Below are 26,270 nucleotides of genomic sequence, written 5' to 3'. Positions count from 1 at the left end.
AAAAACTGCCCTCTCCTCCAAAATAGCTCTCATCCTCTCAAAACAACTCCGTCTTCTTCCTTCAAAAAACTCTACCCTCTCCCTCAAAGCGGCTTTGCTTTCCTTGCCCAAACACTCCCCACTCTGCATGCAGCCCTCCCACGCTTTGCTTCCAAATGCGAAAAAACTGCCCTCTCCTCCAAAATAGCTCTCATCCTCTCAAAACAACTCCGTCTTCTTCCTTCAAAAAACTCTACCCTCTCCCTCAAAGCGGCTTTGCTTTCCTTGCCCAAACACTCCCCACTCTGCGTGCAGCCCTCCCACGCTTTGCTTCTAAATGCGAAAAAACTGCCCTCTCCTCCACAGCAGTTTCCACTCTCATTATCCCCTCTCTCTCCTTAACCCCGTCCATGTTGGCATGTTTAATTTGACGCACCATCACTTCTAACGCCTCATTAAAACGGTCAATCTCACTTTCAAGCTTACGGATATAGGCTTCATCACGGTAAGCACGTTTAATCAAAGGTGGCATATCAGGCCAATAAAGCATTAAGTCCACCCATTCGCGTTGCGTGATCCATAATCCTCCCTGACACTGCGCTTTATGCTCTTCTGGGAAATTTTTTTGATAATAATGAGGAATGAGAATTTCAGGTTTTTTGGTTTTAATTTCCAACAATCCGTCTGTTCCGATAAAGGCATCGGGAGAAAATCCTTTCATGCGATCGTCGGCTAACACAAACCCGATACATTCGGGATTTGTATGCGTCATTGTGCCATAAAGCTGGCGTGCGGCTGGCTCTAACTCTGTACCGCGCCGCATAGAAAGGGTTGTCCCCTCTTCAACGGTTTTCCCTGTAATTCTTTCTCCAGCAAGTTTCATCATAACAGCATGGTATTTTTGGGTTTTTTGCCCTTGCTTTTTTTGTGCCATAACCATCTCAAACAAAGAGGCAGTAATTAAGCCATTGCGCGCTTGCTGCCATTCAGATGTCCCCTGCACACAATCGATAATGACTGGCATGGTATTTTATCCCTTATTTTGCGGCGTCTCCTCTTTTTGAAACGCGTTGTAATAAATCAGTCTTCATTTTTTGCTTTTGCAGCTTATCAAAAGCAGTTTTTTCTTATTTTCAGAGCATTGTGATTTTCGTTGTGATTTTCTTTTCTGCTTTTCAATCACTTTTTCTGATGGAAATTTTCCCTCATTTTTTCTCTATTGCCTGTCATGATGAAATTGCCATATTTTTCCATTTTCAACTTCTACCCACCTCCAACTTTTCCCCCATCCCATATCCCCATCTCATATCTCATGCGCAGAGCCTTTAAATTTTTCCTCATGCTTTTTGATTTTGACGCTCTCCATCCTCCCCTCCATCAAGCACAACGGCTTCTTTCCCCAAAGCGTCTTTTGCCTTTTATATACTCTTGTAGGGCTTGGTATATTTTTGCATGGATGGCTACAATTCTTAGTATTTTTTCTTAATATTTTTGATATCTCTCAATCATTTTGTTGAACGATGGAAAAATCATCGCGCAGATATTGCTCTGCCAAATTTTTTGCAACATACTCAGCAGCCTTTTGCGATATAAAGGGGAGTGCATTATATTTTTTTGGTTCCAATTTCACTGTATTTTGAATACGCCCAGCATAATAAAGTGGAATTCCCTGATAAACTGTTTTGAGATAGCTTGGCATTTTTTACCACCAATAGTCTGTTAACACATCGCAAGGACGCAAGCGATGTTGTTTTTTGTAAGAGCCATAAAGATTTTCTTCGTACTCTTGTGCGACTTTTTCGTCTAAACAAGCATGGTAAATATCGCTATTGAGAATGAACGGCTGGAGCTGCGTATTTTCTTCATCAAGATCATGATTTGCAATATAAGCATCAGCAAGCTGCTCACTCACGTCTTCTGCATGCAATGTGACAAGATCAAGACGTAAAAGTTTTTGAACAGTTTCATGTTCTTCGACGAGATCGAGAACTTCCTCAATCTGTTCGATAGGCCCTTCATAGGTATCACCCTTTTCGTCCTCACAGAGAATGACGATAATTTCATCCTCTTTAACAAATGGAATATTTTTCATGATTTTTCCCCCTGCATAGTTGATAAAGCGTAGCTTTGTCTTGACATGATCAAATATAGCGTTAGTCTTATATCCTCTATGGAAGAGATGTCAAATCATTTTATCTTTAATAATGAATATATTTTCAGTCTTTATGATACTTAAATGGCATATGTGAATAAAAACCCTGCCAAATTTATTCGCCTCATATCCTTTTAGTGTTCTCTATTTGTTCTTATCAAATGTAACCAATCACCAACAGACAGGGGGGTTAAAATGAGTGACTTAAAGTTAATAGAATATTGGTGTAGCCTTGATCAAAAAACACAAAAAGAGATTATTTTAATGCTTCGTGCGTTGGTCTCCGCAAGAGAGTTAAAATTGCCTGTCGTTCCTCAGGAGAAAGCTTTGAAACAAGATCAATAAACTCTTTATCTTCAAGACTCGCTCCATCTTCATAAAGGATATAATTCATACTGATATTAATTTCATGACATATACGCGCAAGAGATTCAATTGTTGGTTCTTTTCCTTCGGTAAGGATAGAATGAAGATACCCAGCTCCTTTTCCAGCAGCGAGAGAAACAGATCTTTTTGAGCGACCACTTTTTTTAAGTGCTTCACTCAATCTTTTACGCCAACCATTAATATTCATAGTCTCACCATATAGCGCGTCTCAAAAAAAAAGACACGTCCTTTTTATAAAATGGACTTGCATTATCCTCTAAAGCGGATAATATTAAGAAGATAAAATTTATTTCGGGGACAAAAGCTCATTTTCAGGTTAGAAAAACAATTCACTACCGCAAAGAGTGCAAAAAGCGCCCCCGAAAACCTACGTATCTCCAATATTCTCCTATTGGTCCTTTGCCATTTATGCAACCAAAAATCGTAATTATTGCATATACTCGCGTACGTACAATTGCCTCTTAAACTGTCAAAAGGAATAGCGAAAGAATGACTATTTAACAAAATAAACGGCAACACAAACTGAAACATTTTACTCGAAGTAAAAACTTGAATCTAAAGTCCTGCACATCTCCCAAAACATTGGGTTAGGTTTTATTGCGAATGAAAACACATAAAAAAGTAGAAAGCGGATTGAAACATGAAACATGTGAATCAACAAGAAACTCCTCATTATGAATCGTCTACGCTTCCTTACGTTTGCTGGTACCAAAATGATTTTCTCGGTGGTGTACGCGGTATGCGTGCACACGAGATTGGCATTTACACAATCTTGCTTAATGAAATGTATGCGCGCGGTCGTCCTTTGGAATTATCGGTAGAGCGTTTAGCACGTCTTTGTGGCTGTGACAAGCGAACATTTGTGAATGTTTTAGAAATGTTGATTGCGGAGGGTAAGATTTTAAATTTAGCGAATGGTTTATGGAATAAGCGCTGCGAAAATGTTTTTTACGAGCGCGCAAAATTGCTTGAACAAAAATCCTTTGCGGGTCGTACTTCTGCTCAAAAACGCAAGAAAATCAATATAAAGCTTCAACAGGCGTTCAACAAGAGTGCAAAAGATGATACACATAACTTAGAAGCTCAGAAAGAAGAAGAAAAGGAAACACCTGACGGTGTTTCAGAAAAGAAGTTTTTTTCTTCCTCTGAACCTCAGGAGGAGAGGGTGCGGGGGGAAACATCTGCGAGTCTCTCTCCTCTTCTCCCCCAGCCTGTAAAACCAGAATTGACCGAGCAGCTTACCAGCTCTCACAAGCAAGCCGAGAGCTGCACAACAGCCCCCAAAGGGCAACGTCTTCCTGCCGATTGGACAGCAGACATCCACGCAGCAATTTCAGAAGGTTTAAGTCAAGAGCAAGCACACTGGCAAGAAAAGAAGTTTCGCGATTACTGGCGTGCCAAAAGCGGTAAAGACGCACTGAAAGTTGACTGGCAAGCCACGTGGCGCAATTGGTTTCGCCGTGAGATTGAGCGACTAAAAGAAAATCAAGAAAAGCTTGCGACTTCTCCCTCTCATTTGCCCTCATCTGCATCCAGCAGTAACAGCAGCAGCAGTAACAGCAACAATGATGCTCTTTATCGGAGTCTCATCAACTACCGCGTATCATAACATGAGCACAATTTTTGAAATCAAACAAAAGCTTTCATCTCAAGCAGGCGCGATTGTAGAAATGCTTCTTCCACGAGGACGCAAACGCGGCAATAATTGGATTGTGGGGAGCACACAAGGCGAAGCTGGCCAAAGTTTATCGGTGTGTTTGAGCGGCAATAAAGCAGGTCTTTGGTATGATTTTGCGGAAGGCATCGGTGGTGACCTTCTAGACCTTTGGTGCGCAGTAAAAGGGATCACCCTTTCTCAAGCGTTAGAGGAAGCGCGCACCTACCTTAATCTGACACGTCCCAAACCTTTTATGGCACCTCATCGCACCTATCGGCATCCACCCCTTCCCGCAGGGAACACACCACAGAATTTGGTAAAAACTTATCTCAACCAAAAGCGCCGTATTCCGCTTGAGGTTTTAAAGCGCTACCACATAAAGGAGGATGGCGAAAAGATCATTTTTCCATTTTACAAACCTGATGGTACCCTTGCCTTAGTAAAAGAGCGATTAGCACAAGCGGGTGCAAAAACAAAACCAACAGCATCACAATGTGAGCCGATTTTATTTGGCTGGCAAGCTCTTGTTCCCATGAACCAAGCCACTCCCCCAACGGGGCACACTGCTCTCCCAACGGGGCACACTGCTCTCCCAACGGGGCACACTGCTCTCCCAACGGGGCACGCTGCTCTCCCAACGGGGCACACTGCTCCCTCAACGGAGCACACTGCTCCCTCAACGGAGCACACTGCTCTCCCAACGGGGCACGCTGCTCCCTCAACGGAGCACACTGCTCCCCCAACAGAGCACGCTGCTCCCTCAACGGAGCACGCTGCTCCCTCAACGGAGCACACTGCTCCCTCAACGGGGCACACTGCTCCCTCAACGGAGCACACTGCTCCCTCAACGGAGCACGCTGCTCCCTCAACGGGGCACGCTGCTCTCCCAACGGGGCACGCTGCTCCCTCAACGGGGCACACTGCTCTCCCAACGGGGCACACTGCTCCCCCAACGGGGCACGCTTTTATTCCCATGAATCGTACAATTGTCATCACTGAAGGAGAAATTGATGCACTCTCATTGGCAGCTTACGGATACCCAGCAGTTTCAGTGCCATTTGGAGGAGGCAGTGGAGGCAAACATAATTGGATTGAAAATGAATTTGATCATTTAGAACCTTTTGAGACAATTTTTTTAGCCACCGATATGGACAAACCTGGAGAGGAAGCTGCACTTGAGATTGCGCATCGACTTGGTCGCCACCGTTGCTACCGTGTCTGCTTGCCCTATAAGGATGCAAATGCGTGTTTAACCGCAGGCGTTGATTCTGCCACCATGGCAGCAGCCTTTTCATCAGCGAAAAGCTTCGCACCAAAAGGACTACGGCACGCTTCAGAATATAAAGATCAAGTTGTAAAGTTGTTTTGGCCAGAACCTGACCAATATCTTGGTTACACGGTTCCCTACCCTAGACTCAACGGCAAACTTTATTTTCGTCCATCGGAGTTAACGCTCTGGAGCGGATCGAGTGGAGCAGGGAAAAGCCAGCTATTATCGGATTGCATTCCACATTGGATTTCGCAACAGAGCCGCCTTTGTTTAGCCTCATTGGAAATGAAAGGAGAACAATCCCTGCGTCGTTTAACGAAACAAACAGGAGGCTTGGAGCAACCAACAAGAGATATGATTGAACAGATTCTGCAATTTTTAGACGAAGGACTTATTCTTTATGAGCATGTTGGTAAATCGAGCGTCGATACATTGCTTGATGTGTTTGACTATTGCCGTGCACGCTATGGCTGCGATCAATTTATCATCGACAGTTTAATGCGTCTTGGCATTGCCTCAGATGACTATGCAGGACAAGAAAAAGCGGTTTATAAAATGGTTGACTGGGCAGTTTTAAACGCCGTACACATTCATCTTGTTGCTCATGCGCGCAAAAGTGGCTTGGATAAGGACGTCCCTAGCACTGAAGATATTAAAGGTGCTTCAGAAATTGGAGCCAATGCGTTTAATATCATTACCATCTGGCGCAATCGGTCGTTAGAAGACAAAATTTTTGCAGCATCTGGGATGGAAGAAAAGGCGAATTTAGCCAAACGCCCGAGCGTGATTATAAATATCGCGAAACAGCGTTCAGGTGACTTTGAAGGAAAAGTTGGTCTCTGGTTTGACCCGCAAACTTATCGTTATCGTTGTTCTGCTGAGGGCACCCCCCACCTACGACATTATCTTGAACACAACAAGCAAAAGAATACAGCCCCCATAGCTGCTTTGGCAACAAAATAAAATACCACCTTCTTTAAAGACCCCCCCCTTTCAAGAACATGGGCTCCACAGCTTCTCCTTTAAGAGCGCAGCCCTGTACAATATTCCATTTGTTTACACACACAATAAGACAAAAACTTTTAAAACAATAATTTTTGAGAAGGCAACATGAAGCACAAAAATAAAAAAAACACTCAAACCCAAGATAAGCAAAAAAAGAAAACATCCGCTTTTCCCCTCCCTTCTCAAGATGAAGGAAAACAACGCCTTGGTCACTTAAAAACACAAGAAGTCCCCATTGAAACAAGCAATCCTTATTTTCAGTCAACCCACAAAGCAAGCAAAAGCAATCCACGCACCATCATTGCCATTGCCAATGCAAAAAGCCACCCCATTGCGCTTTTATACGCGAAAGGACATATCAGCAAAATGCAATATAAAGCAGCAGAACATTTTTATGTTTACTGGCGTCACAGTCAATCCGACCTCCACATGAGCCTTGATTACACGCGTCAAAAGGTTGATAGCAGCCAAAATTATACACATCCCATTGAACGTCAAATAGAGGCAGCAAATCATTTACAAGCAATCAAAATCCCCCTTGGTGTTCTGGGCTATTCACTTATTGAAAAAGTTGTTGGTTACGGTCAAGCAATCAAAGATTTGAGCCCTTCAAAACGCAAACAAAACTCATTGGCCGATCATTTACGGGATTGTTTAGATCTGCTAGCAGTTTACTGGGGATATACAAGCCATAAGCACTCTGAATGCTCCTCTGCTCCCAAAAAAAGAACAGCAGATTAAAAATCCACGCACCCACTCCAGCCCCCCCAACAAAATATTGAATATTCAAAATGCTTTCTGCAATATAAAAGAGGATTATCTATGTAAGACATCTAAAGCAGAGCATACCATAGAAAAGCGTCATTTTCAGTTGCAGTGTATATCCTTCACTCAATCTACAACTTTCATTCAACTTGAGCATATCTCATTTTATGCTCCCATAAAAGCCAATCTCACTGGAGATACCCTTCAGCAATCCAACTGAAAACCACCCCCACCAAAAAGCAGCCTACCAAGAGACACTTCCCAAGATAATCACCAGCCTCAGAAGTAATTTATCAAGAAGAGACCTACCAAAAACCCACTCCACCAAGAAGAAACCTGCAAGAGACACTTCCTAAGATAATCACCAACCTCAGAAGTAATTTATCAAGAAGAGACCTACCAAAAACCCACTCCACCAAGAAGAAACCTGCAAGAGACACTTCCCAAGATAATCACCAGACTCAGAAGTGATCTATCAAGAAGAGACCTACCAAGAACCCACTCCACCAAGAAGAAACCTGCAAGAGACACTTCCCAAGATAATCACCAGACTCAGAAGTGATCTATCAAGAAGAGACCTATCAAGAACCCCCACTCTGCCAAAAAGCAGACTACCAAGAGACACTTCCCAAGATAATCACCAGCCTCAGAAGTAATCTATCAAGAAGAGACCTACCAAGAACCCACTCCGCCAAAAAGCAGACTACCAAGAGACACTTCCCAAGATAATCACCAGCCTGAAAAAAGATCTGTCAAAAGTAGTCTCATGAAAAAATTACCTATCTTGCAGATATTTGTAAATTTCTTTCAAGTCTGCACCCATTGAAGATACATAACTCTTCTCATGGAGAAATATATTTTCAGACTCACTCTTCTCGAAAAAATATCGCTCTGAAAAAATAAAATCTTTTTTATATTTATAGTAGCACTCTAAATATGACCCATAAAATATGATGCAAATGAAGTAAGAACACACTTAAATAATCTTAATTAATAATTAAAATGAAGACTAAATGAGAAACATTAAGTCATTTACGCTGCAACTATTGTTTTATTGTGTCTATCTTATGCAAAATACATATTTTATAAAGCCACTATTTATAAAATATGTGCAAATAAGAAAAAATTAATAAGCAACTAATTTACAGTATGTGCTTTACATTTATTACTGTAGATTCTTTTATTTTTTTATATTGAATTAATTTTGATTATTACAACTATACAACTTATAATATATTAATAATAAAAGAAGAATATTATAATAGTTGTAACAACTGACTGATTTGAAATAAAAAAGTAAAAATATTCTTAATATTTTAATTTTTTTTTCATCTCCCCTCAATTTATATTTTTTCTTGGAAGTATTTCGCTCTTCATAAGTCATTTTAACTTGCTACAATAAAGAGTTTTCAGGACTTCTACGGGAATCTTTAATAATCTATTTTGATATAAATTTACATATAAATAAAACAAGTTTTGAAGTAATTTTACTTAAAAAATATGGTTAATTTTGGCAATTTTTAGGCAAATTATGTTCTTTTTTATGATTGTTGCATTTTTACTATAGTGATTTACTGCAATTTTATATATGATCCATTTAGATATTTATTTCTTTAAATAAATATAAAGGAGAAACACTATGAATATCAGATATTTTTTCATAGCCGGGGCAATGACCAGCGGTTTATTTCTTGCTCTTAAATCATCTGATCATATAGTCACTCAACATTATCCTTCAATTACTAGCCACTCGACTATTCATCAGCTTATTAAACCTTCTCCCGATACAAAAGTTATTACTCCTTCAAATACTCCAGAAATAGACTTAGATCTCCTTAATAAAACAAAAGGTATAGTTGATGATTTAAATAAAGTACAATATCATAATATTTCCTTACTAACACCTGAATTATACGAAGAAGGAAAGAAATTATTATTTGCTGTAATTGATTTTTTTGTTACTGTTTTAGTAGGATACCTTAGATCACTATTTTAAATAATACTCTTTAATGTACAAAACAGATTCTTCATATATTAAAAATAGAGAAAGGCCTTTGATTATCTTAGGCCTTTTTTATTTTACTATTACTTTTATCAATACTTATTCTTTTCATCTTTATTACATTTTTATAAAAATTTTCTTTGCATAAAAAACTGCATAAGAATAAATATAAAAATATATACTTATATAAATCCAGTAGCGAAGATATAAAAGAAACAATATTTGCCCTTTCAGTTTCTACGACTGCTCTATAAATGACAACGCATCAAGCCATAACATGATAAAAAAGTCTATCATATATCACTTCATCATGCTGTTGTTTTACCAATAGCCTTCATCAAGGCTGAAATAGTTTTCATCAATGCTGGAAAAGAAAATCCTCACTAAAGCACTAAATGTGATATAAGTCCTTACTCTCTATACTTAAAAGAGCATAATTATACGTTCAAAAGAAATATTACTCTGCTAAACAGATTTATATTATCATTTTTCTTTTGTTATAGTGACAATAGCTTTTGTTATACTACCTCTCCCACTTTTAAAAATTTTATCCTGCGCACTTAAGAAAGATTTGCGTAAAGCGCCCTCAGTAATCCTTCATAGAGTTCCATAAAATTAGAGTAGTATAAGCAGTCTTTATGAAAATTTTCATCTTTGTTTTTAAAATTACTTTTCTTGAAAATTTTATTTTTTTCATCCCAAGCTTATGTTGTATATTTTGATAATATTGATCTATTTTTAGCTATCGACATAATTTTATTGCAACCATCTATTTATTTTGAAAAAGCTGTTATCTGGTTCAGTGAGCATTTTTCTTATGACAATATTGTTTCATTGATTTAAACGTTTTACAATAAATACGGAAAATTTTAAAACTTTGAAAATTAAGCTTATCTTCAAATAAAATAAAAGCTTTGCCCTTACAGACCTTGCCATGCCCTCACAGCAAATTACAAACTGTACTAGCTTACGGCAAAATCCAATCATATAAAAATAAAATACATGATAAAAGCAGCCAGCCCCATGCAAATGAAAAAAACAACGCCGTCAATATATTAAAATATCAGAATATCAGACTTTACATCAGATTCTTGAAATATTTCATTTTCGAAGAGAGTGCATGGTATCTAATTTTTGAAATTGAATGGTGCGGGTGGTCGGACTCGAACCGACACTCCTCTCGGAACCAGATTTTGAGTCTGGCGCGTCTACCAGTTCCACCACACCCGCAGGCTGTCATAAAGAACAGACTTGTCCATTACTTCTTGGCACTATATGAAGAAGTGTAGATTCGTCAACAGTAGACTTTTCTTTTTTTTAAAATTTATATTATTTTTACCCCATTTGGTTTATTGAATGTAATTTAAGAATTTTTTCTTCATTTAAGTCGATGAAAAAACCTACGATATTAAACAGATTAAAACTTTGGACGATTTCTTTAGCAGATCGTCGCACAGCACCACATTGGCTTGGATTTATTGCTTTTCTTGAAAGTTCTATTTTTCCCATTCCTGTGGATGTTTTGTATATTCCAATGGTTTTTATCCACCCTCGTCGTGCCTATCGCTATGCTTTTCTTGCCACCACCTGTTCTCTTTTAGGAGGGATTGTCGGCTGGTTCATTGGGCATTATGCTTATGACAGTATTGCCAAACCGATTTTAGAATTTTACGGCAAATATGAAAGTTTTCAAGCACTGCGCAACAGTACTACACTGGAACTTCTGATGATTTTACTCATTATCTCAGGATTTTTCCACCTTCCACCGATTAAGATTATCACGATCTTAACAGGTGTCATGGGTTTACATCTTGGACTTTTTATCATCATCTGTATTTTATCCCGTGGGGCACGTTTTTATTTTCTCGCATGGCTGATTCAGCGTTTTGGACAAAAAGCTGTGAAGTATCTTTCTCACCATTTCAAATGGATTGTGCTCATTGGTTGTGTTAGTGTGCTATTGCTTTACGGTGGGATTATCGCTTTCCTCAATAAGCAACTTTCATTTTAGGGAACATGCTTGATGGCTTGCACTTTATCTCCTCGGCATCTTTTGAACCAACATCTTCATCGAGAAATAAGCAATAAAGAGCAAAGTTTATGGGCTCTTTTTCTCATTTTTTGCCTCTCTGCCACGACCGGCCTTGCACTTGGTTTTGAACATATTGGGAAATATCTTCCTTGCAATTTATGCCTCATTGAGCGCTTTCCTTACTATATTGCCATAGCATTTTTGATTTTAGCAGGTTTTGGGGCATATTTTTTTCGCATATCTTTGTGGGTACGGCTGTTCTTTTTATGCGTGTTTGTGCTCATGACAATCAGCCTTGTCCTAGCAATATACCATACAGGTATCGAATATGGCTTTTGGCCTGCTCCCCCCAGCTGTAGTTCAGACACAATGAAGATAATAACAGACGTTAATCAACTGCTCAGTCAATTGAATAATATTCACCCTCCTTCTTGTTCTGCAGCACCAGCGCGCTTTCTTTTTCTCTCCTTTGCTGGTTGGAATGCTGTTGCCAGCCTACTTTACATGCTGATGAGCCTCTATGTTGCTTCAAAAGGGCTCCTTTCAAACCGCAAAAAACGATAACCACAAAGTAAAAATGAGATTACACGCAACAACCCACGCTTTCTTCTATCCAAGCCACCTTCTACCCAAGCCACGCATCAACATTTCGCTTTATTTTCTTCCCCATCCTCTCCATGCGCATTGCTATAGCTTTTCAGCAGGCGCATCCTCCACCCCTTAACAGGCACACCCTCCACCCCTCAACAGGCACACCCTCCATCTCTAACAGACACACCCTCCACCCCTTAACAGACACACCTTCCATCCCTTAACAGACACACCTTTCACAGTAGGTGCATCCTCTCTTTGTAGACAAACAGCAAATTGTACACAAATAACAAAAAGTGAAGATACGCGTTACATTTTGTCATTTCTCCCTCTATACTTGTTTGTAATATTTTGATAAAAGTGCGTGCTGAAAAGCTGTGGAATTTAAGTGAGGGAATCAATAAATGCGAGCGGTTTCGCCATGTCTAAAGATGAAAACACAACGCCCCCTTCCTCTCTTCCACCAATCACTTGCTTAAATATCAGTCACCTTGACCCTCCAAATGACATGATGGAGCATGACCATGATGCATGGCGAGAACATAGGCAAAAAATTGACCTCAACGCTCCTTATCAGAAACCGCCCCATATAAAGCCGCGGATTAAATCGGCACCACGCATTAGACAAGTTTTTTGGTGCGATTTTCCTCACGATGCGATCTTGCCTGAGTTTTGGAAAAAGCGACCTGTTTTGGTTCTCTCGAAGAATGCGAAATTGTATGGGAATGTCATCGTTTTACCTTTTACGACAAAGTCGCAACCCAATAATCCAGCCGCATACCCACTGCAATCTCCCATAGAAAATAAAAAAGCGTGGATTATCTGTAACTATGTCACAACAGTTTCCGTAAGTCGTTTAAGCTGCTCGCACACTGTTCCAAGATTGCCGAAGGAAGATTTTGACAAAGTTGTCACACTTATGTTTCAATATTTACCGCATTTATAGCATTAAATCTTGAAGAAAAAAGAAATTGATCCACGCCATTGACGGCTGGAGCGAACGCATAATATGAGCTCATCTGCTTATAACATCAGAAATGATGGCTATTTCCCAGTGAAGGTCAGACAGGAGATGGAAAAGCAGAGAGCTGTTTCTTTTTTGGTTTTTGGAACGTAATTTGAAAAATCTTTAAAAAAATTCCCCAAATTGTCGTGTGAAGACAATTTTAAAAAGCACTCTCTGTGATTCCTATTTTAAAACCACACATCTTAAAACCGCCAACTAATATTTACAAATGGACTGCACAAAAACAAATAGGATACACAAAATAATTCTCTGCACTTTTGAGTTCATTAAAATCTTTCCCTTTTAATCAAACCACGCAAAATATACCGCACAAAATATGTCTTCTTCATTTTTTTCAGTGTTCACTTAACTTTTTGAAAGACAAATGCAATTAACATTTAAAAAATAAATAAACTTGATTAAATGAGTTGACTTTTATAGCAAATGCGTCTATATAGATCTTATCTACGGCGTCAGAAATGGTGACCGCTTCCCCAAAAGGGAGATAGGAACGAAGGAGTAGGCAACTGCTCCTTTCGTCGTTTTTGGAGAGGGGTTATTTTAAGAATTTTTCAATAGCTTGCAAATCATTTCTGAGAACATCTTTCACACGCATTATTTGTCATTTTTATTTTACTGTCACTCTTATCTTAAATCCACCTGTCTTAAATCCACCTGCAGATTAATAATCGGGATGTGCAAAACAGTCTTTTGTATTTTTAGACTCAATGAAAATCTTTTTTCTTTAATCAAACTGAGCAACAAACATCTTTTTTATTACCATTTTTATTATAACTGTTATTATAACTGTCTCTCTTCTTGGAGAAAAGACTTTCCCTTAGCACACTCTACCTCAACACAATTTCCCAAACATGGCCCCCAAATGTGGTTCTTATAACACGGCTTCCCTCGGCACAATTTTCAAATAATGATTATGATCCCTCGGAAATTTTTTTCAGTGTAATTTCTCCAGCATAGTCTCCAAAAGCATGATTGTTTTACATTTTTAGCATGCCCCCAATTTTCTCATATATCCTCTTTTCTTTGTTAATTTTTATTCTTTTGTGCTCATTTTTTACCAGCTTTTCTCACTATTTTCTCCCCCCCTTTATGGGATTTTTTTCTCACCACTGTCTTTTTAAACGTGCATCATTTTAGATTGACTTTTATTTTTTATTTCTTATATCTTAGAACTATTCTAAATAATAAGAGAATAGCAAATGTTAAAATCCCTTTTTTCATTTGTACAATGCAAAACGCTATCCTTGTATTCATCGCAAAGAGCGCTGTTTGACAAGATGATGTTGTGTATATTCAAACAGAGAGAGCAATATGCAGCTCTCTTTTCCAGATATGTAAGGACTTTAGAGTCTTATTTTTCGAGGAAAACAGCAATGAGCGCCCAAAAATCTCAAAATTATAAGCAGCATCCTTCTCTTTTTTCTCGCGGTTACGCAAAAGCAGCAATTGTGTCACGCAATCGGTCTTCTTTTATGAAAAATAAGCCCCTGCATGCAAACTCCCGAACCAGAACAGTAGCAAACCGCACCACCAAAAATCCATCAAAAACACAAAAACAAATACTTTTAACGTGGATTCAACCAGGTCTTGCAGGATTAATGGATGGATCTGTCTCCACTCTTGCACCAATTTTTGCAGCAGCTTTTGCAACGGGAGATACGTATAAAACTTTTTTGATCGGGCTCTCTGCTTCAATTGGAGCTGGTCTTTCAATGGGTTTTACAGAAGCAGCCCATGATGATGGAAAATTATCAGGTCGTGGTTCTCCACTTAAAAGAGGCATAGCCAGTGGCATCATGACCACAGTGGGAGGATTAGGGCACACGCTTCCCTACCTCATTAACTCTTTTTACATTGCGACGATTATTGCATTTATCGTTGTATTTTTTGAACTTGGCGCCATTGTCTGGATCCAAAACAAATATATGTCGACCCCCTTTTGGCGGGCGTCTTTACAAGTTATCATTGGCGGAACTTTAGTTTTTGTGACAGGAATTCTCATCGGCAGTATATAACGCTATATAGTAGCGCTATATACGCTATATAAAAGAAACACTGGAGGGCAAAAGGGACACCTTCCCAAAAACACTAAACACCCTCCCACCTTACAGAGCTTGTATTGTTCTAGATTGAAAAAAGAAATTCACGTTAACACCCTTAACGCTCTTTTGGCAAAATCTTTACAAGGCATTGCGTGAGGTGCTTGTTTTTACCACAGGAATTTTTATAGACAAATTTTTTATCAACAATAAACAATACCAACAATATATGAGCAAACACTAAGAATAACGCTCTCTCAACCATTAAAATTGTTGAGAAATTTTAAGGAAATTTATGTCGTCCCCCTTTAGACAAACATCTTTATAATTTTTTTATGTATATAATTTTATACATATAAGTTAAAGAGGTATTCACTTTTATGTTAAATGAATAAATTATCATGTTAAACTGATACAGAGAGTTCATTTTTATTTTTTGAAAAAGTTTTAACCATGCCTCATACGCAAACTAATATAAATTTAAAGAGCCAAGAGAATACCTCTTCCTCCAAAGTAACTTTATCGATTCAGCGCCTTGAACATGGGCAAGGTTTAGAGCTTCCTTTTTACGCCACAGCGGGCTCGGCTGGGCTTGATTTACGTGCAGCTCTTGCTGAAAATGAAACAATTACCCTTGCACCTGGGCAACGGGCTCTTATTCCAACGGGTTTAATCTTTCATCTTTCATGTGGTTATGAAGCACAAATACGTCCACGCTCTGGGCTAGCTTTAAAGCATGGGATCACCTGTCTAAATACTCCTGGAACAATTGATAGCGATTACCGCGGTGAAGTTAAAGTTCTTCTCATTAATTTGGGACAAGAAAATTTCTCCATTGAGCGGGGAATGCGCATTGCACAAACAATTATTGCACCTGTCATTCAAGTTAATGTTTGCGAAATTGAACCGGAGCAAAAAGACAGCTCCCATACATCAAATGAAGGTCGTGGTGCAGGTGGCTTTGGCTCAACAGGAGACCGTTAAGCCAAAGTGAACAGCAAATTTCCCTCTTTTCTCTCTGTGGGGAACGACAAGACACTCCACACTAGGGAGGGGCGTTAATACGCCCTTTACTGCTTTATCACATCACTTACTGTGCACCCGCACCCTGTGTTGTATATGCTGGGGCATCATCCATCATACTTGCTGATGCACTTTCTGCTGTATGCTCCATAGCACCATCTGCTATGCCTACCGCACCACCAACTGTGCTTTCTGTCACACTGCCCCCCTCTTTCTTTGCAATAGTAACATTGGAAGATGTTTGCAGCCCCATCAGACCGATTTTAGTATATCCAGCAACTCGCACTTGATTGAGCAAATCCACCACAGCACCATAATCGATTTCACTATCAGCTTTGATTAAAATCTTTGTATCGAGATTTCGGTTTGTTTCCTTCAGCAAGGCTTCAGTAAACCCTGCTTGGCTGACAAGATTATCGCCGACATAAAGGGAACTGTCTTTTTGCAAAGTCACATAAAGGGGATCATCGGGCTGTACCACAACAGCAGGTGCTTGCGTTATAGAAGGCAACTGAACAGGAATAACAGATGTCGCTAGAGGCGCTGCCACCATAAAAACAATGAGCAGCACCAAAACCACATCAATAAAGGGGGTCACATTGATCTCATTGTGCAACCCACTCTCATTTGTATCCCAATCATCATTAAAATCTGTTTTCATTATTTATAACTCTTTTGCTGTCTGCGTTTATCGAGTTCACGGCTCAAGAGCCTCTCGATCGCAGCAACGATATCGCCTAAATCATTGCGATAACCGCTCAGAGCTCGCATCAGGCTATTATACATAACAACAGCAGGAATAGCCACAAAAAGCCCGATAGCAGTTGCCAGCAAAGCTTCAGCAATTCCAGGGGCAACCACATCAAGCCGCGTTGTTTGAGATTCAGCAATTCCGATAAAAGCATTCATGATCCCCCAAACAGTTGCAAAGAGACCAACAAAGGGAGCAATAGCGCCGATGGTTGCAAGAACAGCACTCCCACATGCAACACGCCGCGTAGCAGCCAGTAAACAGCGCGACAAAAGCAAATGAACGCGCTCCTTCACGCCCTCATTAATATCACGGACAACCTCACCATAGCGAAAAATTTCCTCATTGGAAATAATATCTTCATTGATATCCATCGACTCATATTGTCTCCCACAAGGATCCTCAATTCCAAGAGGAGTGATCTGTTGTGCAGAAAGATAAACCTCTTTTAGCACTTCTTTTAAGAAACCTACCCCCGCTCCTTTACTTTCTTTCAAGCTTGCAGCCAAGCGCGTAAGGGTCTGAGCATGCAGAGCCAAGCGCAGTTCATAACGTGCTCTTCGTTTTGCTAAAGTAATTTCAACGATTTTGACAAAAGCAATTGTCCAAGACATCACAGAAGCCACCAGCAAAGTGACAATAACAGCTTTCACAACCCAATCAGCTGCCATAAACATAGAGAAAGGGGAAAGATCGTGCGAAGAAAATGTAGCAGACATGCTGCCTAAGGGGACTGTCTCAGGTTCCATTTACACCTCACACCATTTTGGATTTACATTTCTGATTCTACCGCCTCTATAGCGCTATCCTCCTATAATATAACTATGTTCAATTTAAGGAATAAAACTTGATAAATAAAGTATAGTTTTACTTTAAAACTTCGATTTTTTCAAAGACAGCTCCTGAGCACCTCTTTTTAAAGTGATTTTACAGACAAAACTGATTTGATAAAAAACATTTTCAAATGAAATGAAGAAATGGAACTAAAGCAATTGTTGGGCGTTACTCAAGCAGTAAATTTGGCAGTGAAATTTGTTTGGCTTCCATGCAAATCATCACAAAAAATATACAATCATGAATAACAATAAACCAAGAGAGGGAAATATCGCCATGGCAAACCACAAAACAACAGAAGAAAAGAACTTGCAAACACAACTAGAGAAATTACGCAATGAAATTTCTGGTATCACTTCAACATTGACAAATCTTGGAGCAAATAAGTTAGACACAGCCAAAGATAAAGCTGAAAAACTGTACAGCTCTGCAAAGGAAAACAGCGAAGAGATCATGTCGCAAGCGAAAGATAAAATTAACAATTTTGAACAAGCCATGAACAAATGCGTCCGCAAAAATCCAAGCAAAAGTGTTTTGTTTGCAGCAGGGATTGGCTTTGTTCTTGCCCAATTATTGCGTCGTTAATCAATGTATACGCTCCTCGCCCCCCTTTTTAATTCTCTTGTCAACGGAGAGCTCAAAAACACCGTTAAGCAAATGCGTCGTCAAGCCATTTGCCGTGGAATTATTGGAATGTCTTTATTCATATCTTTGATGTTTTTGTGTACCATTGGCTTTATTGCATTATGTTCGGTTATGACACCCCTTGCCGCAGCCAGCACAATGTTTTTCATTTGGCTTTTTATTGCAGGATTAGCTCTCTTTGTGGGTCGACTTCTCAGAGCTTATCAGCTTCACAATCAACAAAAACAGTTGAAGCAACAACAGCAAAAATTTATGACAGACGCAACACTTTCTAGCATTGCACTTCTCAGTCAGCATCTGCCTTTTGCCAAATTGGGCGTTTCAGTTCTTGGGCTTGCGACCTATTTTTTGTGGAACAAAGATAAAAAAAACCGCTCTTAAAAGAGATTTTTCATCATTTTATCCCCCATAAGGTGCTTTTTTTCCCCTATCGAAAAAAAGCACCTTTTTTGCCAACCCCCCCATTCATAAATATAGACGAGATGGTTTAAGACAACCCACAACTATAAAAACTTTCAGGAAAAATAGTCGAACATATCGTTTAAAACAAAACAGCACCACTTAAATCATCATCATTTACCATACACTTTCACCCTTATGCGCGCGCGGATTATATGCAAGGTTTGATGAAGATATCTACGACCAATCTCTTGCCTCATAACACAAGTCCATATTTGGACTTTTATGCTCAATGATGAAAAGATTCCACAATGATCAAAACGCACGAAAAAATAATGAATTATATTATTTGTGATTCAACACTTCTGATAAATTGGATAATCTAGATAAAAAACATTCATGCTCCCTCATCATAACTTCTTCAGAGAGGATCACTCTTTGAAGCAACATCATGATGCGCGATAACATCGATCATCTCTGTCACGATAGTATCAAGAGTTTCTCGATCATCGCCTTCTGCCATAACGCGGATCATTGGCTCGGTTCCAGAGGGGCGTATCACCAATCGTGATTCTTTTCCCAAACGCTGGGTCGCCTGATCTATTGCAGTTTTGACCGCATTTTTTGTCAGCACATTTTTGTTTTTAACTGTAACATTTTGCAAAATTTGTGGCACCGGCTCAAACCGTTTACACAACTGGCTCATAGAGTTTTGACTCTCCTGCATACAAGATAAAACCTGTAAGGCAGCCACCAATCCATCACCTGTTGTTCCAAAATCGCTCAACACAATATGCCCAGAAACCTCACCTCCGACATTATACCCCTTCTGACGCATCGCATCGACAACATAGCGATCCCCAACCTTTGTCCGAATAAGCTCCAACCCTTTAGAGTGTAAGAAACGCTCAAGCCCAAGATTAGACATAATTGTTGTCACCACACCGTTGCGCTGCAACCGTCCTGTTTTATGCCAATGTTCCGCAATGACCGCGATCAACTGATCCCCATCAATGGTTTGCGCCTTTTCATCGACAATTAAAACACGATCTCCATCTCCATCAAGAGCAATTCCCACATCGGCACGCACTTCATGAACTTTTTGTTTCAGAGAAGCCAAATCGGTTGAGCCACATTTTTGATTAATGTTGAAACCATCTGGAGTATTATTGATAGCAAAAACTTCAGCTCCCAATTCCCATAAAGCACGCGGTGCCGCTTTATAAGCCGCACCATTGGCGCAATCCACAACAATACGCAAACTATCCAGACGAACATCGCGCGGTAAAGTCCGCTTGGCATATTCGATATAGCGATAAATATCACCTTCAACCCGTTTTGCGTAACCAATTTCCGCACAATTTGCTAAAGATTTTGAAAGATCGGTATCAATTAATTGTTCAATTTTTCTTTCTACCTCATCTGAAAGCTTAAAACCATCGGGGCCAAAAAGTTTAATTCCATTATCATAGAAGGGATTATGAGAAGCAGAAATCATCACCCCAATATCAGCACGCAGCGAACGACAAAGCATAGCAACAGCAGGTGTTGGCACAGGTCCCAACAAAAAAGCTTCCATTCCAGCAGCAGTAAATCCTGAAACTAAAGCATTTTCCAACATATAACCCGATAAACGAGTATCTTTTCCAATCACCACACGGCACGACTGATGTTGCGATCGAAACAAAACCCCAACAGCCATTCCCACTTTCATAGCAAAATCTGGTGTCATAGGAAAAGAATTGGCTTTTCCTCGAATTCCATCTGTACCAAAATATTTTTGCGCCATTCTTACTTTTCCTTTATACGCACTTTTTTCTTTCGCGGTTGTGTGACGCAGCTTCTTTTGCAGTTGCGACGTAGAAAATTTTGGTACAGAAAGATCTTCTCAAAGCAGTAAGATCATTTGCAGCGCTTCATCCTTTCAAGATAGTCAAGACACCCACCATAAATCTTGCTCAAAACAAATCTTATCCAAAACAAATTGCGCATTTTTCTTAAAACACCATGCATTTTCCCCCCCTACTTTAAAAAAACGCTCGTGCTCTCCAAAAATTCAAAAACCGTTGACTTAACAACCTCACGAAATCCGTATTTTCCCGCTTTTTTGATGCGCTTCCACGCTCAAAACCCCACTATAAAAACAACCTTAAAAGTCCATACTATTTTACAACCACACATATTTTTTGTAACAAAACTTTTTTGTAAAAAGCGAACCCTTTCATTTTTAAAAATTTTCATTTTTTAAAAAGCTGTTTTGTAAGGATTTTTTGTAGGATAATTCACCACTTATTCCAATATAATTTTTCGTATATTACTATTTTTTGCTTTTCGCATATTGCTTTTGTGCATATTATTTTTGAGGTGCAAAGTAAACTTTGCACCTCTTTTTGTGATCCCACACATTTGCTGCATGGGGAAATTTTCAAAAAACACAGCCTCTTTAAGCATCGTTAGAAGGTGTTTGTTTTCCTTTCTTTTCAACAGCATCTACACTTTTCTCTGCACTTGCATCTTTTTTTGTACTTGCACCGTGTTCAGAAGATTTTACGGCTTTAGCTGTCGTTTTTGTGCTTCGTGTTTTTTTATCAGATTTTTGAGACTGAGCGCTTTTTAATTGCACCTTTGTATCATGTTTTGCATTCGTTGATTTTTCTGTTTCATGTTCAACTTTGCGCTGTGCTTTTTCTTCTCCTTTTTCACGATCATCTGTTTCATCTGGCATAACTTTCCCAAGCTCTGTTTTGCTTGTTCCAGTTTTTGGCACAGACGAAATACGCACAGAAGCATTTTCATCCTTTTGTGTGCGTGAAGGAGGCTTTCCTGCAATTACTTCGTTAATTTCCGCTCCCGTTAAGGTTTCATATTCTAACAAACCTTGCGCAAGAGCGAACCATTCTTGTTTTTTTGTTTTCAAAATTTCCGTAGCACTTGTATAAGCATTATCAATCAGTTTACGCACTTCAGCATCGATCATGCGTGCGGTTTCCTCAGAGATATTTTGTGTCCGTGCGACGGAATGCCCTAGAAAAACTTCATCTTGGTTATCACCATAGGCAACATTTCCAAGCAGATCAGAAAATCCCCACCTCGTAATCATTGCTCGCGCTAGTTTTGTCGCTTGTTCGATATCCGAGGAAGCTCCAGAAGTGATATTTTCCTTCCCAAACTTTAATTCTTCAGCCACTCTTCCGCCCATCATAATAGCCAAACGCGAAATCATCCACCGATAGCTCATGGAATAGCGATCGCCCTCAGGCAACTGCATGACCATTCCCAGCGCTCTTCCTCTTGGTACGATTGTTGCTTTATGAACAGGATCAGCAACAGGCACATTCAGAGCAACAATAGCATGCCCCGCTTCGTGATAAGCAGTTAATTCTTTTTCTTCTTGTGTCATAGCAGTTGATCGGCGTTCAGCGCCCATCATCACCTTATCTTTAGCATCTTCAAACTCTTGCATCGTCACGACTCTTTTATTGCGACTAGCAGCCATAAGAGCAGCTTCATTGACAAGATTCATCAGATCGGCACCAGAAAACCCTGGGGTTCCCCTTGCCAACACTTTCAAATCGACATTAGGAGCTAAAGGCACATTGCGCACATGAACTTTCAAAATTTGTTCACGCCCAGCAACATCAGGATTTGGCACAACAACCTGTCGGTCAAAACGCCCAGGTCTTAAAAGAGCAGGGTCGAGCACATCGGGACGGTTTGTTGCAGCGATGAGAATAATGCTTTCATTGGGCTCAAACCCGTCCATTTCAACAAGCAACTGGTTTAAGGTTTGCTCACGCTCATCGTTTCCGCCTCCCAATCCTGCACCCCGATGGCGCCCAACAGCATCAATTTCATCGATAAAGATAATACAGGGTGCATTTTTTTTAGCCTGTTCGAACATATCACGCACACGGCTTGCACCAACACCGACAAACATTTCGACAAAATCTGACCCTGAAATTGTAAAGAACGGCACATTAGCTTCACCCGCCACGGAGCGCGCCAGCAAAGTTTTACCCGTTCCAGGAGGACCAACGAGCAAAACACCCCGTGGAATACGTCCTCCTAAGCGTTGAAATTTCTGTGGCTCCCGTAAAAACTCGACAATTTCTTGTAAATCTTGTTTTGCTTCTTCAACACCAGCGACATCTTGAAAAGTGACACGTCCCTGCGCTTCATTGAGCAATTTTGCTTTTGACTTTCCAAACCCCATAGCGCCGCGCGATCCACTTTGCATTTGCCGCATAAAGAAGATCCAGACCCCGACGATAATAATCACAGGCAACAGTGAAAATAACAAATTAAGGAAGATACTATTGCCCGAGCTTTCAGGAATAGCCTTAACATTCACATTTTTGCTTTCTAATTTTTGTATCAAATTTGGATCTCGTGGTGCATAAGTTGAAATAACTTTATACTCAACGGTTTGTCCTGTTAACTTTTGACCTTGAATGGTCACAGCTTTCAGTTCATTATTCTCAACTTTCTGCAAGAATTCGGAATAGGACATTTCTCCACTTCCAGAACGCTGACCCTCTCCATTAAAGAGAGAAAATGACACAATCAAAATTAAAGCAATGACTCCCCAAATGAGGAGAGAGCGGTAATTGGAATTCATATTAGATCCACTTAATAAAAATACAGGTTTTTAAAACAGTTGTCTTTAACATATAACCTTGTCTGCCCCTTGCCAAGGTATGAGGAGATGTTTGTCATCTTTTTTTAGAATGATTCTTCTTATATCCTTATCTCAACATTAAAAAAAGGTTCAATAGTGTGTACAAGAGCAGCATCTTCGCATGACAATAGCCAGTCAAAGGGAGCGAGAATTCGCTTTATGAGAACATTTTGTTGAAAAAGAGCTTTTTGTTCAAATGCGCATTGATAAGTGAGCTCAGGAATATTGACCTCTTTATCCTTTAAAATCATCGGAAGCGATTGCAGAGATGGGAAATGTGGGTGTTTGCAATCGCATATGCTGTTTTGGCACAAAAATTCCATTTGGGATTCCATTTGGCACAAAGATTTCAGATGCTCCAAATCAGCTGGTTTCACCGTTATAGCATTGGATGTATGATTGGTAATCTGATAACGCCCATCCCACAGAACAGTTTTTTTAGGTGCAACGATTGCCTCTTTAATATTTCGAGATTCTCGCCAAAAAGCGACACCACTGATGCTACATTCAATAACAGATCCAGCCAAAGTGAAACGCTGTTTTTTGGGAGAAGAGAGACATAATTTCTGTGCAAGAGTGGTCAATTTTTTATAGGGCAGCAAATAAGAGCTTCCTCCCATCAACACCGCAAAAAGCCCAACAACGAACGGAAAATCTGGATGTTGATGTAAAAATGGCACAGGCTTTTCAATAAAACAACGTCCATGTTCCACAGCAATATCTAAAGCCAAAATCAAATCAGCAATATTTTGCGCCTGTCTACGACGTTTAAGCGCAGCTTCATTAACTTTTTTAGCAATATTGGCAATTTTCTTTTGTGGAAGGGATTGGCGCACACGCACGCGTTCAAAATTGAGATCCTCATTTGTTGGATCATCAATCCATGTTTTTCCCTGCAAACGCAAATAAGCACGCAATGTTTTACGCTTTACACCAAGAAGAGGACGGATCAAGCGCACTTTTTGACGCAACAACGCTTCACGCGGAATACAAGATAATCCACGCTCACGCACCAATATACAATTTTTTCCTGTCATCTCTGCAATATTTGCTGTCATCTTTGCAGCACAACCTTCCCCTTGAAGATCTCCAAAGATTGTTTGCTGCAAAGCATCGACATTTTTTGAAATCCGTTGACTACGCATCTGATAAGTTTCAACCTGATCGTTGAGCGTATGTCCTGTCATAATAAGCGTTGCACCTTGTTTTTGCGCTTCTTGAAACAGGAGATTATAACGTGCTACACGTGCTTTTTCAGCGATATGAGTTTTTGGCTTTTCTCCATCCCAGCGCAGAGTTACATGTCTAATATGATGTGCACGACAAATTTCTGCGACATCCTCCACTTCACGCGCAGACTCTCTACGCAACCGATGATCAACACTCACGACAATCATCTCGGGAGGAACAGACAAAGTTGTTAAATAATCTTTAACCAAAAACAATAAAGCTAACGAATCACTCCCTCCTGAAACTGCAACAATCAATTTTTGACACTGGATAAAATCTGACGTTTTAAAGAGATTTTTTGCTAATCTAACGAACACCGCGCACGACTCCGCTCCTCTTGAAGACGTTTACAAAAAATACAATCCAGCGTTTTATAGTGGTTTGATATATTGTCAAATAAAGCACAAGCTTCTTTATTTTGACCAAGAGCAGCCATACTCACTGCTAATTTCAGTAAAATCTCAGAACCGTAGAGCTTCTTCTTATCTGTGTACCATACAGTGAGATAAGTTTGTGCCGCTTCATAATAGCGCTTTTGTCCCAATAAAGATTCTGCCAACCAAAATAAAGCATCCCCGCCCAAAGGGTCTTTACGATAACGGTCTTGAAAAACACAAAAAGCCTTTTCGGCTTCAACATAATTAGCAGAAAGAATAAAATCGTAACCCTTTTTATACAACACTTGGGGAGAGAGAAGAGACAACTCTTTATCCAAAGGAGGGTTATCAGAAAAACAAGAATAAAAAGCAGAACCATCTTTATCAAAAAGCTTATGAAATTGTTTTTGTGTATCTTCCAGACTATTATGTTCAAGCACTGCTTCTATCATATTCAAGAGCTTATCTAAATCATTGTCTTGAAGCAAAGATGCCTTATTTTCTAAAGCCATTTCTTTAATTTTAATCACACTCAGATCGGAAGAATCCGCACCCTTATCAGAAGGCGCTGCATCTTGTGCTGAAGATTCTGCATCCTTATCAGAAGGTGCTGCATCTTGTGCTGAAGATTCTGCACTCTTATCAGAAGGTGCTGCATCTTGTGCTGAAGATTCCGCATCCTTATCAGAAGGCGCTGCATCTTGTGCTGAAGATTCTGCATCCTTATCAGAAGGTGCTGCATCTTGTGCTGAAGATTCTGCACCCTTATCAGAAGGCGCTGCATCTTGTGCTGAAGATTCTGCATCCTTATCAGAAGGTGCTGCATCTTGTGCTGAAGATTCCGCATCCTTATCAGAAGGCGCTGCATCTTGTGCTGAAGATTCTGCACTCTTGTCAGAAGGCGCTGCATCTTGTGCTGAAGATTCTGCATCCTTATCAGAAGGCGCTGCATCTTGTGCTGAAGATTCTGCACTCTTGTCAGAAGGTGCTGCATCTTGTGCTGAAGATTCTGCACCCTTATCAGAAGGCGCTGCATCTTGTGCTGAAGATTCTACACCCTTATCGGAAGGCGCTGCATCTTGTGCTGAAGATTCTACACCCTTATCGGAAGGCGCTGCATCTTGTGCTGAAGATTCCGCACCCTTGTCAGAAGGTGCTGCATCTTGTGCTGAAGATTCTGCATCCTTATCAAAAGGCGCTGCATCTTGTGCTGAAGATTCCGCACCCTTATCAGAAGGCGCTGCATCCGCAGAGGGATCTGTATCATAAGTAGAAAAATGCTTAGGACTTCGCGATGCACTTTGAGCAGACAAGGCGAAACACGCAATAAGACTTGATGCTAAAAAGACAACTTTCCAATTTTGTTTTTTCAATACATACATACCTTTCTTCCTCAACAGTTTAATTTAAAATAAGTCTGAACCCTT

General features: G+C 39.9%; 21 protein-coding genes and 1 tRNA gene. 11 read left to right on the top strand and 11 right to left on the bottom strand.

Features of this window, described 5'->3' with window-relative positions; genetic code table 11:
- Window positions 1-244 precede the first annotated feature (244 nt).
- The 4 genes from V5N67_RS02155 to V5N67_RS02140 form a co-directional block, all read right to left on the bottom strand.
- On the bottom strand, window positions 245-1,003 hold the full coding sequence (locus V5N67_RS02155) for a lambda exonuclease family protein (protein WP_332060224.1): 759 nt from the start codon (window positions 1,001-1,003) through the stop codon (window positions 245-247).
- Between the two features lie 477 nt (window positions 1,004-1,480).
- On the bottom strand, window positions 1,481-1,678 hold the full coding sequence (locus tag V5N67_RS02150; protein ID WP_332060222.1) for a hypothetical protein: 198 nt from the start codon (window positions 1,676-1,678) through the stop codon (window positions 1,481-1,483).
- 3 nt (window positions 1,679-1,681) lie between these two features.
- Window positions 1,682-2,071, bottom strand: coding sequence for a hypothetical protein (locus tag V5N67_RS02145; RefSeq protein ID WP_332060220.1), 390 nt, complete (start codon window positions 2,069-2,071; stop codon window positions 1,682-1,684).
- A gap of 316 nt (window positions 2,072-2,387) precedes the next feature.
- The gene (locus tag V5N67_RS02140; RefSeq protein WP_332060219.1) at window positions 2,388-2,705 is read right to left on the bottom strand and encodes an XRE family transcriptional regulator; all 318 of its coding nucleotides are present in this window, start codon (window positions 2,703-2,705) and stop codon (window positions 2,388-2,390) included.
- Window positions 2,706-3,158: 453 nt separating this feature from the next.
- Here V5N67_RS02140 and V5N67_RS02135 point away from each other — a divergent pair, with 453 nt between their 5' ends.
- The 4 genes from V5N67_RS02135 to V5N67_RS02120 all read left to right on the top strand — a co-directional run bounded on the left by V5N67_RS02135 (window position 3,159) and on the right by V5N67_RS02120 (window position 9,211).
- Window positions 3,159-4,127, top strand: coding sequence for a YdaU family protein (locus V5N67_RS02135; RefSeq protein ID WP_332060217.1), 969 nt, complete (start codon window positions 3,159-3,161; stop codon window positions 4,125-4,127).
- Between the two features lies 1 nt (window position 4,128).
- The gene (locus V5N67_RS02130) at window positions 4,129-6,408 is read left to right on the top strand and encodes a toprim domain-containing protein (RefSeq protein ID WP_332060307.1); all 2,280 of its coding nucleotides are present in this window, start codon (window positions 4,129-4,131) and stop codon (window positions 6,406-6,408) included.
- A 147-nt stretch (window positions 6,409-6,555) separates the two neighbouring features.
- A complete protein-coding gene (locus V5N67_RS02125; RefSeq protein WP_332060216.1) occupies window positions 6,556-7,191 on the top strand; it encodes a hypothetical protein in 636 nt (211 codons plus the stop codon).
- 1,663 nt (window positions 7,192-8,854) lie between these two features.
- Complete coding sequence (locus tag V5N67_RS02120; protein WP_332060214.1) at window positions 8,855-9,211, top strand: hypothetical protein; 357 nt, start codon at window positions 8,855-8,857, stop codon at window positions 9,209-9,211.
- Window positions 9,212-10,362: 1,151 nt separating this feature from the next.
- On the opposite strand, the gene V5N67_RS02115 is transcribed toward V5N67_RS02120, so the two are convergent.
- Window positions 10,363-10,447 (bottom strand) — tRNA-Leu (locus V5N67_RS02115).
- A 160-nt stretch (window positions 10,448-10,607) separates the two neighbouring features.
- Between V5N67_RS02115 and V5N67_RS02110 the strand changes: the two genes are divergently transcribed.
- The 5 genes from V5N67_RS02110 to dut all read left to right on the top strand — a co-directional run bounded on the left by V5N67_RS02110 (window position 10,608) and on the right by dut (window position 15,890).
- Window positions 10,608-11,228, top strand: a complete 621-nt coding sequence (locus tag V5N67_RS02110; protein WP_332060212.1) for a YqaA family protein — start codon at window positions 10,608-10,610, stop codon at window positions 11,226-11,228.
- Between the two features lie 12 nt (window positions 11,229-11,240).
- Complete coding sequence (locus tag V5N67_RS02105) at window positions 11,241-11,813, top strand: disulfide bond formation protein B (RefSeq protein ID WP_332060211.1); 573 nt, start codon at window positions 11,241-11,243, stop codon at window positions 11,811-11,813.
- Window positions 11,814-12,261: 448 nt separating this feature from the next.
- Window positions 12,262-12,786, top strand: a complete 525-nt coding sequence (locus V5N67_RS02100) for a type II toxin-antitoxin system PemK/MazF family toxin (RefSeq protein WP_332060210.1) — start codon at window positions 12,262-12,264, stop codon at window positions 12,784-12,786.
- A gap of 1,280 nt (window positions 12,787-14,066) precedes the next feature.
- Window positions 14,067-14,882, top strand: a complete 816-nt coding sequence (locus tag V5N67_RS02095) for a VIT1/CCC1 transporter family protein (protein WP_332060209.1) — start codon at window positions 14,067-14,069, stop codon at window positions 14,880-14,882.
- A 477-nt stretch (window positions 14,883-15,359) separates the two neighbouring features.
- Complete coding sequence (gene dut / locus V5N67_RS02090) at window positions 15,360-15,890, top strand: dUTP diphosphatase (RefSeq protein WP_332060207.1); 531 nt, start codon at window positions 15,360-15,362, stop codon at window positions 15,888-15,890.
- A gap of 106 nt (window positions 15,891-15,996) precedes the next feature.
- Here dut and V5N67_RS02085 read toward each other — a convergent pair whose 3' ends face one another.
- Window positions 15,997-16,590 carry a biopolymer transporter ExbD gene (locus tag V5N67_RS02085; RefSeq protein WP_332060205.1) on the bottom strand — a complete coding sequence of 198 codons (594 nt, stop codon included), beginning with the start codon at window positions 16,588-16,590 and terminating at the stop codon, window positions 15,997-15,999.
- Window positions 16,590-17,429 (bottom strand): MotA/TolQ/ExbB proton channel family protein, encoded by an 840-nt coding sequence (locus V5N67_RS02080; RefSeq protein WP_332060203.1) that lies wholly within the window; start codon window positions 17,427-17,429, stop codon window positions 16,590-16,592. Before V5N67_RS02080 ends, V5N67_RS02085 begins: the two co-directional genes overlap by 1 nt.
- A 325-nt stretch (window positions 17,430-17,754) precedes the next feature.
- On the opposite strand from V5N67_RS02080, the gene V5N67_RS02075 reads away from it, so the two are divergent.
- Window positions 17,755-18,099, top strand: a complete 345-nt coding sequence (locus V5N67_RS02075; RefSeq protein WP_442879224.1) for an ElaB/YgaM/YqjD family protein — start codon at window positions 17,755-17,757, stop codon at window positions 18,097-18,099.
- 3 nt (window positions 18,100-18,102) lie between these two features.
- Entirely contained in the window at window positions 18,103-18,540 is a 438-nt protein-coding gene (locus V5N67_RS02070) for a phage holin family protein (protein ID WP_332060200.1), read from the top strand.
- Window positions 18,541-18,979: 439 nt separating this feature from the next.
- On the opposite strand, the gene glmM is transcribed toward V5N67_RS02070, so the two are convergent.
- The 4 genes from glmM to V5N67_RS02050 form a co-directional block, all read right to left on the bottom strand.
- A complete protein-coding gene (gene glmM / locus V5N67_RS02065; protein WP_332060199.1) occupies window positions 18,980-20,347 on the bottom strand; it encodes a phosphoglucosamine mutase in 1,368 nt (455 codons plus the stop codon).
- 654 nt (window positions 20,348-21,001) lie between these two features.
- Window positions 21,002-23,176 carry an ATP-dependent zinc metalloprotease FtsH gene (ftsH, locus tag V5N67_RS02060; protein WP_332060197.1) on the bottom strand — a complete coding sequence of 725 codons (2,175 nt, stop codon included), beginning with the start codon at window positions 23,174-23,176 and terminating at the stop codon, window positions 21,002-21,004.
- Between the two features lie 119 nt (window positions 23,177-23,295).
- On the bottom strand, window positions 23,296-24,783 hold the full coding sequence (gene tilS, locus V5N67_RS02055) for a tRNA lysidine(34) synthetase TilS (RefSeq protein WP_332060196.1): 1,488 nt from the start codon (window positions 24,781-24,783) through the stop codon (window positions 23,296-23,298).
- The gene (locus tag V5N67_RS02050; protein WP_332060194.1) at window positions 24,768-26,225 is read right to left on the bottom strand and encodes a tetratricopeptide repeat protein; all 1,458 of its coding nucleotides are present in this window, start codon (window positions 26,223-26,225) and stop codon (window positions 24,768-24,770) included. The genes tilS and V5N67_RS02050 overlap by 16 nt, the downstream gene beginning before the upstream one ends.
- Window positions 26,226-26,270 lie beyond the last annotated feature (45 nt).

Source organism: Bartonella rhinolophi (assembly GCF_036576165.1).
Taxonomy (GTDB): Bacteria; Pseudomonadota; Alphaproteobacteria; order Rhizobiales; family Rhizobiaceae; genus Bartonella.
The sequence above is the reverse complement of the archived record's forward strand: the minus strand, read 5'-3'. Positions and strand labels throughout refer to the sequence as shown.

Excerpts from the sequence above, each read along its gene's own strand:
- V5N67_RS02100 (WP_332060210.1), top strand. The coding sequence starts at position 12,262 with ATGTCTAAAGATGAAAACACAACGCCCCCTTCCTCTCTTCCACCAATC.
- V5N67_RS02135 (WP_332060217.1), top strand. The coding sequence starts at position 3,159 with ATGAAACATGTGAATCAACAAGAAACTCCTCATTATGAATCGTCTACG.
- V5N67_RS02095 (WP_332060209.1), top strand. The coding sequence starts at position 14,067 with ATGTTAAAATCCCTTTTTTCATTTGTACAATGCAAAACGCTATCCTTG.
- V5N67_RS02070 (WP_332060200.1), top strand. The coding sequence starts at position 18,103 with ATGTATACGCTCCTCGCCCCCCTTTTTAATTCTCTTGTCAACGGAGAG.
- V5N67_RS02080 (WP_332060203.1), bottom strand. The coding sequence starts at position 17,429 with ATGGAACCTGAGACAGTCCCCTTAGGCAGCATGTCTGCTACATTTTCT.
- V5N67_RS02145 (WP_332060220.1), bottom strand. The coding sequence starts at position 2,071 with ATGAAAAATATTCCATTTGTTAAAGAGGATGAAATTATCGTCATTCTC.
- V5N67_RS02120 (WP_332060214.1), top strand. The coding sequence starts at position 8,855 with ATGAATATCAGATATTTTTTCATAGCCGGGGCAATGACCAGCGGTTTA.
- dut (WP_332060207.1), top strand. The coding sequence starts at position 15,360 with ATGCCTCATACGCAAACTAATATAAATTTAAAGAGCCAAGAGAATACC.
- V5N67_RS02125 (WP_332060216.1), top strand. The coding sequence starts at position 6,556 with ATGAAGCACAAAAATAAAAAAAACACTCAAACCCAAGATAAGCAAAAA.
- V5N67_RS02155 (WP_332060224.1), bottom strand. The coding sequence starts at position 1,003 with ATGCCAGTCATTATCGATTGTGTGCAGGGGACATCTGAATGGCAGCAA.
- V5N67_RS02110 (WP_332060212.1), top strand. The coding sequence starts at position 10,608 with ATGAAAAAACCTACGATATTAAACAGATTAAAACTTTGGACGATTTCT.
- V5N67_RS02140 (WP_332060219.1), bottom strand. The coding sequence starts at position 2,705 with ATGAATATTAATGGTTGGCGTAAAAGATTGAGTGAAGCACTTAAAAAA.
- V5N67_RS02130 (WP_332060307.1), top strand. The coding sequence starts at position 4,129 with ATGAGCACAATTTTTGAAATCAAACAAAAGCTTTCATCTCAAGCAGGC.
- V5N67_RS02150 (WP_332060222.1), bottom strand. The coding sequence starts at position 1,678 with ATGCCAAGCTATCTCAAAACAGTTTATCAGGGAATTCCACTTTATTAT.
- V5N67_RS02075 (WP_442879224.1), top strand. The coding sequence starts at position 17,755 with ATGAATAACAATAAACCAAGAGAGGGAAATATCGCCATGGCAAACCAC.
- ftsH (WP_332060197.1), bottom strand. The coding sequence starts at position 23,176 with ATGAATTCCAATTACCGCTCTCTCCTCATTTGGGGAGTCATTGCTTTA.
- glmM (WP_332060199.1), bottom strand. The coding sequence starts at position 20,347 with ATGGCGCAAAAATATTTTGGTACAGATGGAATTCGAGGAAAAGCCAAT.
- V5N67_RS02085 (WP_332060205.1), bottom strand. The coding sequence starts at position 16,590 with ATGAAAACAGATTTTAATGATGATTGGGATACAAATGAGAGTGGGTTG.
- V5N67_RS02050 (WP_332060194.1), bottom strand. The coding sequence starts at position 26,225 with ATGTATGTATTGAAAAAACAAAATTGGAAAGTTGTCTTTTTAGCATCA.
- V5N67_RS02105 (WP_332060211.1), top strand. The coding sequence starts at position 11,241 with ATGGCTTGCACTTTATCTCCTCGGCATCTTTTGAACCAACATCTTCAT.